General features: G+C 53.8%; 15 protein-coding genes. 12 read left to right on the top strand and 3 right to left on the bottom strand.

Annotated features, from left to right (window positions below; genetic code table 11):
- Positions 1-227 precede the first annotated feature (227 nt).
- The 5 genes from ACRXB1_RS02235 (at position 228) to ACRXB1_RS02215 (ending at position 4,328) form a co-directional block, all read left to right on the top strand.
- Entirely contained in the window at positions 228-368 is a 141-nt protein-coding gene (locus ACRXB1_RS02235; protein WP_449490952.1) for a hypothetical protein, read from the top strand.
- Positions 369-523: 155 nt separating this feature from the next.
- Positions 524-1,498: a hypothetical protein gene (locus ACRXB1_RS02230; protein WP_449490951.1), complete on the top strand. Its 975-nt coding sequence runs from the start codon at positions 524-526 to the stop codon at positions 1,496-1,498.
- Positions 1,499-1,828: 330 nt separating this feature from the next.
- A complete protein-coding gene (locus ACRXB1_RS02225) occupies positions 1,829-2,209 on the top strand; it encodes a hypothetical protein (RefSeq protein WP_449490950.1) in 381 nt (126 codons plus the stop codon).
- Positions 2,210-2,360: 151 nt separating this feature from the next.
- On the top strand, positions 2,361-2,939 hold the full coding sequence (locus tag ACRXB1_RS02220) for a hypothetical protein (protein WP_449490949.1): 579 nt from the start codon (positions 2,361-2,363) through the stop codon (positions 2,937-2,939).
- Between the two features lie 78 nt (positions 2,940-3,017).
- On the top strand, positions 3,018-4,328 hold the full coding sequence (locus tag ACRXB1_RS02215) for a hypothetical protein (RefSeq protein WP_449490948.1): 1,311 nt from the start codon (positions 3,018-3,020) through the stop codon (positions 4,326-4,328).
- A 441-nt stretch (positions 4,329-4,769) separates the two neighbouring features.
- Here the strand turns inward: ACRXB1_RS02215 and ACRXB1_RS02210 are convergent, their stop codons facing one another.
- Positions 4,770-5,825 carry a helix-turn-helix transcriptional regulator gene (locus tag ACRXB1_RS02210; protein WP_449490947.1) on the bottom strand — a complete coding sequence of 352 codons (1,056 nt, stop codon included), beginning with the start codon at positions 5,823-5,825 and terminating at the stop codon, positions 4,770-4,772.
- Positions 5,826-5,984: 159 nt separating this feature from the next.
- Here ACRXB1_RS02210 and ACRXB1_RS02205 point away from each other — a divergent pair, with 159 nt between their 5' ends.
- From ACRXB1_RS02205 to ACRXB1_RS02175, 7 genes are all read left to right on the top strand, one after another.
- Positions 5,985-6,407 (top strand): hypothetical protein, encoded by a 423-nt coding sequence (locus ACRXB1_RS02205; protein WP_449490946.1) that lies wholly within the window; start codon positions 5,985-5,987, stop codon positions 6,405-6,407.
- A 226-nt stretch (positions 6,408-6,633) separates the two neighbouring features.
- Positions 6,634-7,449, top strand: a complete 816-nt coding sequence (locus ACRXB1_RS02200; RefSeq protein ID WP_449490945.1) for an SIR2 family NAD-dependent protein deacylase — start codon at positions 6,634-6,636, stop codon at positions 7,447-7,449.
- A 100-nt stretch (positions 7,450-7,549) separates the two neighbouring features.
- On the top strand, positions 7,550-7,855 hold the full coding sequence (locus ACRXB1_RS02195) for a hypothetical protein (protein WP_449490944.1): 306 nt from the start codon (positions 7,550-7,552) through the stop codon (positions 7,853-7,855).
- Positions 7,856-8,539: 684 nt separating this feature from the next.
- The gene (locus ACRXB1_RS02190; RefSeq protein WP_449490943.1) at positions 8,540-9,643 is read left to right on the top strand and encodes a hypothetical protein; all 1,104 of its coding nucleotides are present in this window, start codon (positions 8,540-8,542) and stop codon (positions 9,641-9,643) included.
- Positions 9,644-9,727: 84 nt separating this feature from the next.
- Positions 9,728-11,866 (top strand): McrB family protein, encoded by a 2,139-nt coding sequence (locus ACRXB1_RS02185; RefSeq protein ID WP_449490942.1) that lies wholly within the window; start codon positions 9,728-9,730, stop codon positions 11,864-11,866.
- Positions 11,863-13,119 (top strand): McrC family protein, encoded by a 1,257-nt coding sequence (locus ACRXB1_RS02180; RefSeq protein WP_449490941.1) that lies wholly within the window; start codon positions 11,863-11,865, stop codon positions 13,117-13,119. The genes ACRXB1_RS02185 and ACRXB1_RS02180 overlap by 4 nt, the downstream gene beginning before the upstream one ends.
- Positions 13,120-13,256: 137 nt before the next feature.
- Positions 13,257-14,762 (top strand): PDDEXK-like family protein, encoded by a 1,506-nt coding sequence (locus tag ACRXB1_RS02175; protein ID WP_449490940.1) that lies wholly within the window; start codon positions 13,257-13,259, stop codon positions 14,760-14,762.
- A gap of 540 nt (positions 14,763-15,302) precedes the next feature.
- On the opposite strand, the gene ACRXB1_RS02170 is transcribed toward ACRXB1_RS02175, so the two are convergent.
- Positions 15,303-16,064, bottom strand: coding sequence for a hypothetical protein (locus tag ACRXB1_RS02170; RefSeq protein ID WP_449490939.1), 762 nt, complete (start codon positions 16,062-16,064; stop codon positions 15,303-15,305).
- Between the two features lie 54 nt (positions 16,065-16,118).
- Positions 16,119-16,877, bottom strand: a complete 759-nt coding sequence (locus ACRXB1_RS02165; protein ID WP_449490938.1) for an MBL fold metallo-hydrolase RNA specificity domain-containing protein — start codon at positions 16,875-16,877, stop codon at positions 16,119-16,121.
- Positions 16,878-16,938: the final 61 nt, after the last annotated feature.

Raw genomic sequence — 16,938 nt, 5'->3', positions numbered from 1 at the left:
CGGCAGAGCAGCGAGCTCTGGGAACAATTCAAGAAATATTCTGCCGATGCCGTGAAGGGCTTGCTTCCAGACGAACTAAACCGCCGCACTTAAGACCAAAAAAAGAAGGACCCAACTTTATGAAAGTGTTGTCGTTCCGAAAATAGCGTCGAAATTTAGGTCGCTGCGGGAAAAAGGAGCTCTTTCGCGGTGACGGTATGTTCGGCAGGGGAATGCCCGCGAAGAGCATGTCCCCGATCTGCAAACCCATGATGCTGGCGCTCGGCGAATACCATTCGCTGGCGCACCTCGAACGGGTGCCGGGCCAAGCACTGGCAGCCGAACCGTTCATTCTTTTCAGCCGCTTTATTGGGACGCAAGGTGTCTGATGGCACGCTCAACATGAACTTTTGCGGACTTTCGTAACATGCACTCTTTGCGTTGTCTCCGAAGTTTGCCGATTCAACGTTGAATGTTGCTGCTCCGCTTTCAAGCATGCTGGCGCTATCTTGCTAAACCGACATTGATTGGATAAAGACGCAATATGGGCGACACGTTTTTCATCGATGAGAAAAACCTTGAACCTCGTGAAAACACGCTCTATCTCGAGGTAAGTCATGACGTCGCGAACTGGTGTGGGCACCCGCTGATGATGGCGCTCTCCATGGAGTCGCTTGATATCTTTGCGCGGATACAACGCGAAGCTCAGACCTACCCCGGCGTGCACGGCTTGGGCGGCTCTTGGTCTGACTTTGCTCTGCAAGGAGAATTACTGCTGGCGATCCCGTTTGGCGGCGTAAAGGACCGGGGCTACGGCGAGTCGGCTCTTCGGGAGCAGTTAAGCGACGAATGGCTCGCATGGGCAAAGGCGTGGAAGCGCCGGCAAGCAGGAATATCGTGGGGTCGGTACGACGGCCGCCCACTGTTCATCGTCAAACAAGAGCTTGGGACTTGTACAAAAGAGGTGTACGTTTCAGCCGATGGCCTCGTGACCTTGCGCTGGATAAGCAACGTGTCCAAGGCTATTCGATTTATCAAGCCCGCACTGTTGCGAATGGACGATTGGCCCGCCTCCGCATTGAAGCGTCTAGAGAGGGTTCCTATCGTCCATCGTACGCGTCGTTGTTCCGTAGCGCCCTACCGCCCAACCATGCGTATGGAACTTCTGAGCTTGAGAGAAGGCTGGGTCGGCGTCGAACTCGCGCACCTTCTTCCGGAATGTACGAATGCACCAATTATTGCCGCTGTCCCGGAAGGGCTCTGGTGGATTCTTGCCACCTGCGACGTGAGCGTGCTTCCGAATGCCGTCTTGCTGACGGTCGGACGCAGTCCTCAAAACGAGGTGCAATGGGGCAATTACGGCCCACTTCCGTTGCGACGTTTTGCCGACCCGAGCTTTCGCTTGCAGTGCGCGATTGTTCGTGGAACGGGCAAGGAATGCAAGCTCGAATGGACCAACCTGAACGACCTGGAAGCCGGTCCGTGCATCATTTCCGCAACGCTGAAAGCGGAACAATGACCAGACCCGTGCGGGCAAAGCGCGTGGGTTGCCGTTGCAGCGGACCCGAGCCTTGGCACGCAGTGCGGGGCGTTACGACGCGAGATCGCAATGCATGGACCTATAAATGAATGACACACTACTGCTTGCAGTCATCTTCTCTCTTTAGCCGCTTTGATCGAAAAAACGAATGAGCGACACGTGTGAATCTTTGGATTGGCTCGAAATCTGTCTCGCGAAGAAATATCTGCTAACCGACGGATTTGCGACATTGTTTGTCCCGTGTCCTGGATATCGTCTAATCCGAAGCCGATAACGCTGGCCGAGCCGACCGAAACAAGGGAGCAACCCGTGGACCTCGAAACTGAAAAGTGCATCATCAGCGACCATCCTGTCATTTATCGAAAGCTCGAACCACGTCTCCCGTCGGGCGAGCGTTTCGAGTGCGAGTCGGGCTGGGGCGTTCTGCTGCGTGACCTATCCACAGACCTTGAGAAAGTCGCTCGCTCAATGCCGGGCGACCCGTTCGCCGTCATCCAGGTAAAAGAAAAATTTGGTGCATTGAGGGTGTACTTCGACCGGGAAAAACCCTACCCGATTTGGGATCTCTTAAAAGACGCATACGACCAAAGCAGGGTGACTTGCGAGCTATGCGGAAAAGCCGGAACTTTGACTAGAGTACGGCCGCACATACGCGTCTTGTGCCATCAATGCATCGCGCAACCGATTTGACGGAACCCCGCGGAATAGGTAGCTATGAACATATGTCGTTCGTTTTTCGCACGAACACCCAAGCTATGATGCATGTAACTTCTTTGGTGCGGAGCAGGAAATAAAGAGAGACGTAGCAGAACGACAGGCCGAGCAGCCGTGAGGACGCGGAATGTCTCAAGCCGCCGTTACGCTTGAGCTTTCATCCTTTGAAGTTACCCTGATGCCAACATTCGCTATTTTCGCCGGTCATGTGCCGACGGCTTTTATGAATTCGGAAGGATTTTTGTCGTGCGGTCCAGGTAAATCTGTCTACGGCCAAGCGGTGGTAGAAGCGACCACACTTAGTGGTTTTATTCGCCTTGGCGCCACCGATGAGGGACTCGTCTCAATAGTGGACTGGTTGAATAATCATAAACACCACGACGGGCGCAATGAACTTCATGCACCTGCACACAATAGCAGCGTGCTCAAATCTGGACTTCAAGGCACATGGGAATATTTGCCAGAAAGGCCCTACCACATCGGCCCTACGTCATTGTTTGCGCTGGTCGCCGGCTTCATTGATACGGTTTTATCAGCAAATCAGATCAAAAGCGAAAGTGGTTTTGGAACCCTTAGGAGCTGGAATCTGGCGTTCGGACAGATGTCTTCAGAAGTGTTCGCTTTGCACTATGCGCACTCTGGAGCTCGGCCGAACATCGATGCTGTCGTTCGGGGGTTCCATCGCGCGCTGATTGCAACCGTCTGATGGCAAGCTTTTAGCATTTATTTCATCGGCACAAAGAAGTGCGTCAATTCGCGATCAAGCCCCTATCTAGAGATCTAGATGAAACCTACGTTGTTGGAAGTGCTGCGTGGAGCCGAACAAAATTTTCGTAAGTTTGCGACGCAGGAGGCTATTGACTTCGCAATCTCTCTGGATGAGGTCAGCAACGGTGAGTATTTCGAATCGCTGATGCGCTCGACTGCACTGCAAGACCCCGTCATGCAGCGCCAACCGGAGACACCGCAACTCGGAATGGATTGGACCTTGCGAGTGCATCGCGAACGAATCAAAAAACTGCTGCCGATGTTGAGCACCGCTGCCGAGGTGCGCGGTTACTCAAAATCCGACATTCGAGCGTTATGCAGAGCCGCTCGCATACCCTTGCGGTTCCAACGGAGTCTGCGAAAGGCAGTGCGGTTCGCGGCCATTTTTCATGACCTGGTCAACTCCGGGCGCGGACCGTCGTTTCATGCCATCGTCTCTCAGTACGTTCAGCTCGAAGGGTATCGGCCACAACCTGTTTTGCGGGCGTGGCTAAAGCATGTATTCGATGGCATTGAGGACGGTAGCGTCGACCGCTTCATGGACATCATGGGCCTTCGTCGTGCCGTTCGGCCGCCGAGCATCGCACTGCTCCAGACAGTTGGGGTCGTTGATGGGTGTTGCGCAAACCACTCGCCCACCGACAAAGCGCGCGAAGCTACCATTCAGGTTTGCCAGTCGCTGGCGTCGGAGACCGGTCACACGTTTGCTTACATCGACCACGTCCTCTGCTCCAACTTCAGCTGGTCACGTATGACGGACAAAAGATTTGCGTTTCCGAGCATTTCCATTTGCACGTTCGATGACCCGATGTGTGATACCTGTGCGCATGCCGCTTATTGCGAGCGGCGCGGCGTCCGGGATATCCGTGCGGATCCAGTGTCCGTATGGCTTGCCGAATATGCTCCGCAATGGTTACTGGACGAAGAAGCAGTCGTTCCCCTAAAGTATCTGCCCGGGGTAGCGCTTGATGCAATCCGTCAGGAAATCGATGACGGTAACTCGCTTTGGTGGCGAGCGAACAACCTGTATCTCGAAGATGCTGATGCTGATGAGGTGCGCGCTGTCATGGTTAGCGTGCCAACCGCCAATGTCCGCAATGCTGTTGGTGAACAGACTTATGGACGCACTGACGCAACATACGCGCAAGTGTCCGCAATACTTGCGAAAAATAATGTTCCGATACTCATCGCGCCAGCGGGCGACGGTCTCTATGGCGATCGATCCGACGGCCTGCTGCTTGCCTACGAACAGGCGGGAGTGCAGGAGGTGCCTGTCCTTGCGGTCGACTGGGGACAAGTTGGAGCTCTCCTGAAGCTGAAGATTTAGAGCGCCTTGCCGATATTGGAGCCGTGAGCGACGCGATGGCCCGCAGTGAAGAGAACGGGAGAATAAAATGCAGCAGCGGGACGTAGAACGAATCTACTTGGCGTCCGACCTAGTGTCCTTCTAGAGTGCGCTCACCGCACAACGCTGGAGTTCATCAATCTGGATTCTCAACTGCCACGCAATACGGAGGATGAACAACTGGCCCTGGTCCAGGCCCGCGGCATTGAGCAAGAAGTGGCTTACCTTGAGAGGCTGAAAGGTCGCGAAAAAAATGTGGACGCCATTAACGCGGTGGCTGGTCGCGATGTTTAGTCACGAAATTGCACTGCCTGCGCAACAAATCCAAATCTCGGATGAACGCCTGACAGCGTTTCGAACTCCAGGGTCACAAAACGCAATCGTGGCGAGAGTACGAGACAATTAGCTTCGGGACTGGTCACACTATTTGTAAAGCTTTGCGAGCGCCTTATAATTTGCGGCGAATTCATCGCGAAGCGATTTTGGCGCCAGCACTTCAACGTCGACACCGATCGAGCGAATCCACCACCGCAGCTTGAGGCTTGGAACAACCGTACCCGAGACCAACAGCCGGCCGTCCGGCAGCACGGCAACCGTCTGGTCTTTAGCCATGGGTGACTCCTTAAGATGCTCACCGGCGTTTCCAAAAAATGCCAGTTCGAGCGTGACCGGAGGTTCTGTGACGAAATCAAACATCTTTTGCTTGCCGATGAACTCATTGAGCTTGAAGTCCTTCGGGTAATTGAAGGACACCAGCGTGTCCTCGACTTTGCTGATTCTGTCGAGCCGGAACAAGGTGCGCAACCAATCTGGCTTATTCTCCTCGGGCCGCGGCGGGCGGGTGGGGTCTTGTGCCACCATGTACATCACGCCTGCCGACTCAACGAGCGCGAGAGGACAGAGCCGGCGCGGCGGACCGTCCTCTTTCTGCCCTTTGTAGGCGGGACGATACGTCACCATCAGCTCGCGCTCGTAGAAGGTTGCCGTCGAAACCGTATGCAAAACTTTTGGATTCGGCTTTGGACGAGACAGTTCGAAGGCGCCGTCCACCCATGCGGTTTTATCAACCCAACTGCGAAAATTATGGTTATCCGGCCGTTGCTGGGACAGGCGCAGTTCCGCCGCAGCAAAGAGAGGCTCGATGTCGCCTGAAAGCACGTCCGGAAGTTTGTTGCGGATATAACGGCCCAGCAGCGTGAAAGCGACCGCTTGCGAGCCAGTCATCAAAGTACCGGCGCCCCCCCACAAGGATTTCTTGCGTTGCCACTCCAACGCGCGTCCTCTTGATCGCGATATCACATACATATCGTCCGACTCGAGTTTCTCGAGATGCCGCTGGACTTTTTTTGTGTAAAGGCCCTTATGACCTGCGCTCTTGAGCCGGCTTGTGATAACGGGGGTCGTCATGAAGGGTTCGGGACTGTTTTCGTCTGGAAGGACAGCCAGAATTGCTTCATCCAATGCGCCATTTGTTGCCATTTCGTCGGTCTCTTTACGTTATCCCGGGACATCCCCTGTGCTGTATTCTAAGGCATGTTTGAGACAAAAAGTGTCTTAAATAGAAAGACTTTTTGTGAGACACCCTTTGTCCCTACCGCGCGTTACGCTCGGAACTAAGCTAATTATCCGAGGTGTGCTATGCCATTACTGCTTGAATATATCGACGCGATAGCTCGAAAGAAAAAACGTGACGTGCTTTTTTTGGAATTCGCGAAGACGAAACGGCCGAAGACGCCGCTTGAGGCTTCCGTGCGTTACGAAGACATCGAAAGCAGAACTCGTATCCTTGAATGGTTCGATGCCAATGCCGTACCTTGGACAATGTGTGGCGGAATTGCGCGAGAGAACGGGTGGAGCTCATATGAAGGCCAAGTCTATGTTGACATTCCTTACGACCTAAGCAACCCGACGTATCAAGACGTACAGGAGTTCCTGGAGCGTCCTGATGGAACTTGCCGATTCGACGACGTGAAATTCTGGATTGTTTCGCTCGGTATGGCCATGAAGAACGCACATCATGACGAGCCAGGATTCTGGGAGCGGCATGCCGAAGGATTCTGAAGGACTGTTCTTGCATCAGACGCAATTTGTCTCTTTCGACATTTAACCTAGAGGTTAAAACGAGAACAAGCAAAAAACGCCGAAGATTTACGGGGGTGAAGCTGGGAGAAGACGTGCCCGCAGAGGCACGAGTGGTAAACCGGGCTCCGTCATGATGCGGGGCCCATCCATTTCGGCTTGAGGTTCGCCGTCGCGAGCTGAGGAGCAACAACCGCGGGAGCCGTGCATGACATTTGACGAGAAAATCGAACAGGCTGCGCAGTGGGTGCGAGAAGCAGATGGCTTGCTCATAACAGCGGGCGCCGGCATGGGTGTTGACTCCGGCTTGCCCGATTTTCGAGGTCCGGAGGGTTTCTGGCGTGCGTATCCGTCTCTCGCGCATGAAAAGCTGTCTTTTGAGGAGATGGCAAATCCAAGTCAATTCTCGGCAGACCCAACGCGCGCCTGGGGTTTTTACGGGCATCGGCTTGGCTTGTACCGTGAAACTGTACCTCACGAGGGGTTCAACATTATGCTGCGTTGGGTGGAGCACATGGAACGGGGCGCGTTTGTATTCACGAGCAACGTAGACGGACAGTTCCAGAAGGCTGGGTTTCCGCCATCGCGAGTCGCCGAGGTGCATGGCACGATCCATTCACTTCAATGCGCATTGCCGTGCCAGCAGACCGCATGGCCAGCCGACGCGTTTGTACCTCAGGTTGTCTCGGATACGGGACGGCTGGCAAACGAAATGCCTCGGTGTTTTCATTGCGGCCGGATGGCACGGCCAAACATTTTGATGTTTTGGGACTCAGCGTGGGTCGACAAATACTCCGAAGTTCAACTTGCGAAGTTAAGAGCGTGGCTGCCTGGTTCGAGTCGCAGGGTCGTCATCGAGCTGGGGGCTGGAAAAGCGCTTCCGACGGTCCGACGTTACAGCGAGCGCAACGGCCCGCGTGTCGTTCGCATCAACCCGCGCGAAAACGCAATCGACCCGCAACTTGGCATTGGCATAGCCGGCGGCGCCCTTGAAGTGCTTGCGGCGATCGACGCACGACTCTGAGTGGCACCTCATGAGTGATTAAATGACAATCTTGAGGTATGAGACATGCTCTGTCTCATACATGCTGTTTATTAGTTCTTGTCCACTCAGGACATCACGAATGAAACGAATTATCTATCCTGCGGTCGCATCGCTTGAGTTGTTGTACGGCTATGCGCGCGCTGCGTCAACCAACTACGAACGGGAGAAGATCAACGTGAGCAAAGAATATATCCGCGACAAGAGCTTTCGCACCATTGGCAGCATAGACACAGATTCGAGCGGAAAGCAGCGAGGCTACGATGCGCATTTTCACCAGGTTGGAAATTACGACCCTCAAAGTGACCGGACCTATGATTCGAGCTATCGCTTTGTTGGCAATGGCAATCAGCTTGTAGGCTTAGTCTGGCAGGCAGCCGGAAAATAATATTGAGCACCACGCGCGGCTTGTCTCGCAGCGTCGTGCTCTGACCATCGGGAGTGACGCCGTCAAGGCTAGACGAGCATCCACCGCAACTGGGAGTGGCGGGCGAGCGAGTTATCGGCAGCATTCGACGACTAGCGCAAGCGTTTGGCCCATTGTGCGCCATCACACGGAAGTACGGCGGCATCCGCGGCAGTGTTCAGGGTTGCGGCCAATCCGTGCCTCGTTGGCACCTTAACCTTTCCCTTTTCCAGCGCAGTCACGTTTATGAACCGACACAAATTTCTGAAGCAACCGCACGTCGATGCGTTTGTTGGTTGGCTTTCAAAAACCCTTCCGACACTACGCGTCTCCCTTCGCGTGGGGAAAAGTCGGTTCAATCCTGTACGGATCGATCATGATGCTGTTGGCATAGAAGACGTACTGTTGCAATACTGCTGGAATACAAGCTGGACGGACGCCCGTAGCGGCGACACGATCTCATCATCCGACTGGTTGTCGACTCGGCGGTCGTTAAAACTCTTAAGCGAGTGGCTCCGCGAGACGGTGTTGAGTGGTGACGACGGGTCGGCCTGCCTCGCAACGAGAGCTATCCTAGTTTGGGGAGGTGTGCGGGGTGCAGTACCATTCATCGAGCGACTAACACGTGAGCGTCGATTGTGTTCATATATTCGTGAGCTCGCACCCTTGTTCGCACTTGATGGCGATCAGCAGATCACAGCTCTCACAGCGAGTAATGTAGAGCGGTTCGATGCAGGGCTGACCAAAATCCACGCCCTTTTCGACACCACGGGTTCCCCTATCTATGACAGTCGGGTGGGCGCTGCTTTCGCAATGTTGTACGCTCGTTTTCGCGCCCAGCTTGATGCGGCTCAGGTTCGCGGTTTCGACGCGTTGCGGTTTCCCTCAGGTCTTGCTCGCGGAGCGCAGATTCGCAACCCGGGCAGCATCGGCCTGGCCCGGGCGCCGCAATTCTATACGCCGCAAGTTTCCTATGAAGACTGGGCACGCTGGCAGGTAAAGACCGGATGGATCATTCGCGCGGTACTTGAGCGAACAACGTTGTTTGTTGGTGAAGGCGCAGGACTTGACGACTTCGCTGCAAGGGCGCACGCATTTGAAGCCGCGATGTTCATGCTCGGCTACGATCTACGGAATTTACAGGACGACATCCCTGAGCAGCATCGCGGTGTAGCGCCTGAGGTCGCGGAAATTGACGAGACCGAGATGGGGCTTAATCGCGTCCCAACGGGGCACCCGTTTGCGACCGTAATCGAAGTGTATGCGAAGTTCCGGGAAGCGAATCCGACTGAGCATAGTGAGAACGCTTTTCGCGAGTGGGTACAAAACAATCCGGAAGCAGTGGACAGGCCTGCTTTCCACAACGCGTTTGGCGCTTATATTTATCCGCTTCGGCCTCGTGAGTTCGACTTGTTCGAACGCACTGTTGAAGATGTGCGTCGCATTGCGGCAGGAAATGAAATCGGTCTGATAGTTGCCAACGACGGTCCTGGGTATGTACAGGGCGATGCTCGTGAGCGAGTGTGTATTGACTGCGCTGGCTTGACCGGTCTCGCATATGCATCGGGCGTAGACTCTGATGGGCGCGCGGTGCTTCTGGTAAATGGCGGATTCGCGGGCACCACAGGCAGCGCTAACACCCTATTAAGCGTCGGTCGTGCGGTTGGCCAGCATTTTGGTTTGCTGGACGCTCAATTTCGGCCAACCGAATGGTTCATCCGATTTTTTGGAGACGGGCTGGACGACTTCAAACATCGTCTTAATCGTTGATCAGGAGCAGTTGGAGTTCGACGCGTTACCTGCTCGAAGATTAGTTGTTGAAAGCATAATAAGAAGCTACATGGAGACGAATCAATGTTGAACCAGGAAGCGATGAACACGTATAGGTCTAGGCTGACCAAGACGTTTCCAACCTTTCGCAAGTTTGGTGACGGGAGTGAGGCACTCGACGCTGGCGAGCGACACTACAAGCTGGAGCTTGTGGATATCTTTCAGCGCGAGATAGCCTCGTCGCTAAAAAGTCTGGCAACCGACGAAACGTCGCAGGCACGGCTCGGAACGGAGCTCGTTGACCTATTCACCCGCAAATTACAGACGGGTGAGTCCCAAAACCTCGTCGGCTGGCGCTACTGGGGGCCTCTTGTCAAGCAGACGGCAAGCGGGAGATCTTGGCTCGCTCGTCTCGTCGCGGACCTTTTGTATGGCAATGGCGATGTAGAAAGTCGTGTTGATCGGTTCGTACCAGGTCTGCGCGACTTGCTTGCCGAAGCTGTTCCCGACTCAGGGTTCGCGGCCATGTCTCGCAGCGTGACAAGCTTTTTTCTGATGCTGTCAGATCCCACCGAACACGTAATCATAAAAACACAGGAGTTCCGGCGCGCACTCAAGGCACTTCGCAGCGAAACGTTAGCAAATCGACCCTTGACGGGGGGGGATTACAGGCAACTGCGCGACTTCCTCTTTGCCTTGAGGGCTGCATTGCGCGACGACGGGCTCTCGCCGAGAGATCTGATTGACGTCCAGACATTTATCTATGTCGGGGACCCTAATTATACGCTCGACGACAATCGCCAATACTGGGTGGTCGGCGCAGATTGGGACGGGGTGGACATGACGCCGAAGTTCGTGGCCGAGACCCGATGGGAAAATGGCTATGAGGATCAGTTCATCGCGCAGGTGAACGAAGTCAAAGCAGGCGACCGGATTGCAATCAAGGCGGCGTTCACGCAAAAGCATAACCTTCCGTTCAATGCCCATGGACACACTGTCAGTTGCATGCGGATCAAGGCAGTAGGTACAGTTACGGACAATCCTTTGAACGGAAAACATCTCTCAGTTGAATGGGACACGGATTTCGAACCGAGCACGATCTATTCTTTCGCATATCGGAAGACAATTGAGCGAGTGAATAAAAAGAAATTCGCTGAACACATTCGCTGGATTTTTGATGGTGAGCAACAACCGCTCGGTCCTGTCGAGAACGATTTGCTGGCGCGGTCCATGTCGGAGAAGCCAGTCATCGTGCAGGAAGAAGAGAGCTTGCCCGACGTGGTCGAGTTGCCGATTGTTGGAGATCCAGTAAATGTTATTTTTTATGGGCCGCCTGGCTGTGGCAAGACGTTTCGGTTGCAAACGGAGCTGATGCCGCAATATCTTGGCGACGACGGAAAGCGGTTCGAGTTTGTTACCTTTCATCCGTCAATGAGTTACGAGGAGTTTGTGGAAGGGCTTCGACCCGTTGTGGACGAGTTATCAAAAGAACTTCGATACGAGGTCAAGCCGGGAATTTTTCGGGAAATCTGTGAATCGGCTCGCAACGATCCTGGCCAGCGATACGCATTGTTCATCGACGAGATAAATCGAGCGAACATCGCAAAGGTTTTCGGTGAGCTGATTACGCTAATCGAGATTGACAAGCGCGTGTATCCGGGCGAGCCTAAGCGCGGTTTGCATGTGAACTTGCCGTATTCACGCATTCCGTTCGGCGTGCCGGCAAATCTTGACATCTTCGGCACGATGAATAGTGGGGACCGGTCAGTGGCGCTTCTTGATACCGCGCTGCGTCGACGCTTCCGTTTCGAAGAGATCGGCCCCGATTCAAGCATCTTCAATTCGCCGGTAGAGGGGATTGATCTTGGCTTGCTGCTTGATACGCTGAACCAGCGGATCGAGCTACTCATTGATCGTGACCATCGGATTGGACACGCATATCTTGCACACGTGAAAACGCTGGACGATCTGCGCCGGGACTTTTCCGACCAGATACTACCGCTGCTGTCTGAATATTTTTACGATGACTGGTCACGCATCGCGCTGGTTCTCGCGAATCGCGAACTTGGGCGCAGCGAGTTCCTGACAGCGCAAGAAATCGACCCGACGAAAATCTTTGGCAAAGGGTGGGACGCGCAAGGCGATCGGCCGCGTGGGGCTTTCGTACAGCATCACGTAAAGCGTGAAATCACGGGTGACATGTTCAGAGGGCTGTTGACGTGAATCAACGATGTTTAACAGTCAGGGAGCATCAGAATGTTTTGCGACAACCCTTTGGTCCGCTGCCTGTTGACGCTTACCACGCATTCTTCCGCCACTTGTCTGCGTTGCCCGCGAACGCGTTGACTCCGATTCATGATGGATTGCGAACGGGATCTTATTGCGGCTTGATCAGCGCGGGAGGCTGGACGCTCGAAATCTTGCCTAAGATCTACGATCAAGCAGGGGACGCTCCCGACCGGGGATTACTTATTCGCATGCTGGAAACGTGCTTTGACATTCCTCTTTGGCAAGGCGATCCGGCGGATAGCGACGACGCGGATTTGTTGTCCATTCTTGTTCGCACCTTTCTTCATGAAGCGTCGGATCAGATGCGCTTAGGTTGGATCAAGTCCTATGTGACGTTCACAGACCAACTAACGCGCCCGCGAGGTCGGCTGAAGGTGCAAGAGCAATTGCGGAAGGGCCGCGCTGATGGACACACGCTACACTGCGAGTTTGACGAGCTGACGGTGGACAACGAGCACAACCAATTCGTGAAGGCTGCTCTGCAAGTCGCCTCGTCGATCGTGCCGATAGGTTCTAGCTACGCAATGTCAGTCCGGCGGTTGTCGGCGTCGCTGGACCAAGTCGCCGAAATTCGCGCATCAAAAAATTTGCAAGGACCGCCTCCCACCCAACGCTTGACGCGGCGGTATGATCGCCTGCTGCTTTTGTCTTCTTGGCTATTACGTGCGCTCGGCCCGGATGTTCATGGAGGAACGAGTACCGGTTTGTCCCTCTTGTTTGATATGAACCGCCTATTTCAGGATTACGTAGGGCACTCGCTGGATGCGGTTATCCAAAAGCATCCATTGCGCGGGCGGTTGAATCTGACACGAGAGCGACCGGTAAAACACTTGGTCGCGGACGGCGACCTGAACATGCGCTTCCAGCTTCGCCCGGATTTTTGCATTTGGATTGATGATACTTTAGTCGCAATTTTCGACACAAAGTGGAAGCGGCTACAGCCACTTGAAGTGAATGCCGCGGTTGCGCAGGCAGATCTCTATCAGTTGCTTGCTTATGCTCATACCTATAACTGCAAGCAACTAATGCTAATTTACCCGCACGCTCAGCCGTTGAATCAATGGGAAAACGTTAACTTTCGCTTCGCGCCGTTCAACAGTACGAGCATTGTGCTATCGATTGAGACATTTGACCTTGCCAATCCAGAGTCATCGGCAGATAGAGTAATTGCGGTTGTGTCGGAGTAAAGAAAGGCATCACCGTTTCACAATCAAGAGGCGTCTGTAACCTCGTCGCCAACGTTGGCAGTCAAGCCGTGGGCGCATTCAGATCTGAATTGCAAGACCGCTGAAAGAAAACATTGAGGGCTCTTTTGGAGAATGAATTGAAAAACTTATCGATCGATCCAATCTATCAGGGTCTTCTGAACTTGCTGTATGACCGTCGTGCCATGGCGCTGCAAGCTCGATGGGCCGCATTCAACCCACTTCGTGTCCTACGCGCAGATCGTTATGAAATCCGTCACACAAATACGTTAGCATGGCTGCTTGACGCCGAGGGTAGCCATGGAATGGGCGACTTCTTTCTTCGAGGCTTCATCAAGGAAGTTTGTATAGCCGCCGACAACAGTCAAATTCAGTTTCTCTACGAAACCAGCGCCTCACGCTTGGTTCGAGTGCGTCGGGAGGTCCAAGTCGAGACGCTTAATAATCCGGCTCTACTTGATGACGCCGATTCAATTCGCGAAGGCGAACCAATTGCGCGCAAAGGACGAATCGATCTTCTGATCGAAGCGGACCGTTGGGCGATTGCGATCGAGGCGAAGATCGACAGCAACGAAGGTCCGCAGCAACTCGAAAAATACGCCGAGAAGATTAAGAAGTGGGCGCTAAAAGATAAACACTTGGTTTTGATTTACTTGACCCTTGCAAGCGAAGACGATCCAAAATCTGTCAACTCGTCGTGGATCAACGTCACGTGGTCCGAAGCGGTTGCGGCGCCCCTCCGTGCAGCATTGCGAATTTGGAGAAAGACAGGCGGCCTAGGGCAACAGCAATACGCGTTTATTGCAAGCTATCTGGACATCCTCGATGATTTGTCGCCCGACGATAACAGTCCAGCGAATCGCATATTGAATAGGTTGGCGAACGACCACAATGAAGTACTAACGCAACTGAAAAATCTAGGCACGAAGCAGCCGGCAGGCGGCTCCGGCAACGCAGAGTGGCGGACTTTACTGGAGCGCAATAAGGTGCTCTTGGGGCCGCTACTTAGGTACGTCCAGTCTGATGTCACAAGGCAAGCCGATTTGATTAGGTCAGTTGTAGAGAAAATTGGTCGGCCAGAGGATAGTCTGATGCTAGTTGCGGGGAACAACACCTGGATTCGATTTATCCCTGTAAAGTGGAGAGAAAAGTTTCCGTGGATCTATGAGTCAGACGACCCCTATCTACCACGCATTGTCTATGAGATCTCGAACACGCGGAGAGGAGCCACCATCAAGCTGATGATCTGCCATCTAGGGGAGCATGGTTTCGGCCATGAGGAATTTCGGAATGTTCGCCTAGGCGTATTACGCAAGATCCAAGAAAAAGGCCTAAAAGAAGGATCTCCGTTTAACCGCGTCTTTACAAAAAAAGGCGTGCAGGTAATTGCATCTCCTAAAGTTTTTTCGATTATGAGCCAAAACATTACCCGAAGAGATAGATCGGACGAAGAGTTCGCTTGCGCACTACAAGAAACGTTAAAACAATGCGTGGAGGAAACTTGCAATGCGATCGATCCTTTTTTGGTTTGCGCAACGCAAATTGCCGGAGATCCCCACATTGCACACATTGATTCGGCCAATGATGATCGGCCTAGCGGAAGTTCCGCGCTTTCCCAATGCTGACAAGATTATTGTTGGTGCAGCTCAAAGCGCAGATCGACTGTCTTTTCTTTGACCTAGACCGCTTGAGGCGGTCGTTGGCTTGCGCATGGGCATACCCAGTTAATTTGATCGAAAGCTCTCGGAGCAGTGCAAACCAGCCGTCGCCATACTGGACCGCCAACACGTCGAACTGTCGGTTGCAGGCTTTGCACGACCCGCATATAGGCCAGGAAACTCGTCGTATAGGGCTTGCGTCAATATATCGTTCATATCGATGGTAAGCGCGACTAATACGGCGCATTGTGCTGTAATTTCGAACCGTGGCTGGCACGACAGGCTGGCTAACGGGTTGCCGGAGGGCGGTGGCATCGGTCATTTAACGAGTCACGATACCTCCGTAAAGCATTGGCGACCATCGTGCTTGAACATTCACGTCATCCGTGCAATATTCCTAACCCAGTGATGTCATGAATCGCGATGGGCATACGCAGAATCACATGAGACGCTCGCACCGCGCAACGTTGTCTGTCTGGGTTTCAAAAGACGAGAGTGCATCCCCCGTTAGCACTCGAGTACGAATATGAACTCGCCTGGCGCAGGCTCGTCGAAGCCTATAATGTGGAAGCTGCGTGCGATCGACACGGCGGAATTTTCTTTCCCGTTCCCTCGGCTTGGCCAAATGATCAGTCGCAGCGGAATCATTGCGATCTCAGCAGCGGGGATACCTGACGCAGCGGCGAGAAATTCAGCGACAGCGTGAGGTTCCTCCGCCATCCGTTCCGTGATGTCCTCGAGTTGCTGGATCACGCGTTTCAACGTGCGCGTTGCCTTGAGTTCTATGAACACTGGAAAGTACTGCAATCCCTTCCTACCTAGGGCGATAACATCGGCGCGAATGTCACCCAGTCGAAATTCGTCGGAAAGGAAGAAAAGTTCGTCGAAAAGAGTCGCGCAGTCCAGCAAGGATGCGAGTTTGCCCGGTTGGGTGAGGGCGCGATGGATCAGATGGGCCTGTAGCCGATGTTCGCGTTTTCCATTGCCCGGAGGACCAATACGGTGGCTTGCGAAGTGTGCTTGGTTTAGCACGGCGTCGAGCGAGGGCTTAGTACCGATCGCCTGATTGTCGACGTAGAGACTTCCGCATGGGTTGTCGAGATGGATCGAGACAAGCCGGAACCCGTTCCCTCCAATACGAACATAGCAGTGACGTTCGGCGAGTTCGGCGAGCCGCTCCTGATGCTGACGTCGTTGATGTGCATAAGCCGTCATATTGTTCAGGTGACGGACCCAATTTGGCTCTTCATTGTGATCAATGGTGTCCATTGTGTTCTGCAATCCTTTTCGATAAACAACTGATAAGAAAGTGTCTTGTCTCGCTCAGACGCTCCACCATTCGCCGTCGGCATGGGCCTCGACATTAGCGAATAGATCGGGATACAAGTCAGGGCGGAAGCTATGAATAGGCACGACGCGTTTCGCATCAATGGCTTGGACGAAGGTCTTCAGATCGCGAGGCGATGCGTGGCCGGACGTATGAATGCAAGTTCTGGGAATGTCGTGAGACGCTAGCCACGCTCGCAAATAATCGTACATGCCTCGATCCCAGTAGCCTTCCCACTGCGAGTAGACGTAGTGTGCCTTTGCGAGGCAACGTGCGCGCTCGAGATCGTTGCGATGAAGGGGCCTAAAAAGAAGGGCGTAGCGATCAGGAGCTCTGCTCAGATCGCGTTCGAACACGCGGTTGTTCGAATGTCTTGAAAGTAGATCGAAAAGGGAATTTTTCTTGATTCGCAGTCGCTGCGTGTGCGGTACGTATAAGGCCACGCCGTCCCAATGCGATTGAGGAAGATCGGTGTTTCCGGTCGCTTCCAGAACAGCCGCTGCATAGAGGTCGATGACCAAGGTCCGGCCGGTCCGTTTCGCCGCACGGTAAATTGAGACGATTCGATCGACGTTCTGAGCGGAGGTGTGGACGAGAGCCAGCCCGTGCGTCTGTTGGAACGCATCAGCAAATTGCGCTTCCACATTGCTTTCGGTCGGGAATGTTTCATTGGCGTCTAGCCTACTCAACGATGAGCCTTCGACCAGAAGCGCATCTATGGCACGCGGTGCGTTCGCAACCATCTTCTCGAACAAGGCGGACTTGCGTCCGTGTCCCCTGAAGTCGCCACTGTAAAAAAGCCTCTTTCCTCCAGAT

Source organism: Caballeronia sp. M23-90 (assembly GCF_053574605.1).
Note: the sequence above shows the minus strand (reverse complement) of the source record. Positions and strands in the feature narration are given on the sequence as shown.